This is a genomic window from Sphaerisporangium melleum, assembly GCF_014646695.1.
Classification (GTDB): domain Bacteria; phylum Actinomycetota; class Actinomycetes; order Streptosporangiales; family Streptosporangiaceae; genus Sphaerisporangium; species Sphaerisporangium melleum.
In genome coordinates this window covers 1-850 of record NZ_BMNT01000142.1, presented here as the reverse complement: position 1 = coordinate 850, position 850 = coordinate 1, and the positions used below count along the sequence as shown (strand labels likewise).

Below are 850 nucleotides of genomic sequence, written 5' to 3'. Positions count from 1 at the left end.
TACAACATCGACAACTGGTCGTGGGCGAAGACCCAGGGCGTGTACAACATGGTCCGCGACTTCAAGTCCCGCGGCGTGCCCATCGACTGTGTCGGGCTGCAGTCGCACTTCAACGGCAACAGCCCCTACAACAGCAACTACCGCACCACGATCTCCAGCTTCGCCGCCCTCGGCGTGGACGTGCAGATCACCGAGCTGGACATCCAGGGCGGCTCCGCACAGACCTACCAGAGCGTCGTCAACGACTGCCTGGCCGTGGCCCGCTGCGCCGGCGTCACCGTGTGGGGGGTGCGCGACACCGACTCCTGGCTCGGCTCCGGCGCCACCGCCCTGCTGTTCGACGGCAGCGGCAACAAGAAGGCCGCCTACACCTCGGTGCTCAACGCGCTGAACAACGCCACCCCCACCAACCCCACCCCGACGCCGACCGGGCCCACCCCGACCCCCACGGCGACCCCCACCTCCAACCCGGGCGGTAGCGGGCCGATCAGGGGCGTGGCCTCCGGCCGGTGCATCGATGTGCCAGGCGCCACCACCAACGACGGCACCCAGGTCCAGATCTGGGACTGCAACGGCCAGTCCAACCAGACCTGGGCCGCCACCTCCGCCGGCGAGTTGCGGGTCTACGGCAACAAGTGCCTGGACGCCGGCGGCACCGGCAACGGCACCAAGGTCCAGATCTACTCCTGCCACGGCGGCACCAACCAGCAATGGCGCCTGAACTCCGACGGCACCATCACCGGCGTGCAGTCCGGCCTGTGCCTGGACGCCGTCGGCCAGGGCACCGCCAACGGCACCCTGATCCAGCTGTACTCCTGCCACGGCGGCAACAACCAGAAGTGGACCTGGA

The 850-nt window shown here is 68.7% G+C and carries 1 protein-coding gene; it reads left to right on the top strand.

Going from position 1 to position 850, the window contains the following annotated elements:
• On the top strand, window positions 1-850 hold an 850-nt coding region (locus tag IEY93_RS39490), incomplete at both ends, for a ricin-type beta-trefoil lectin domain protein (protein WP_189167894.1).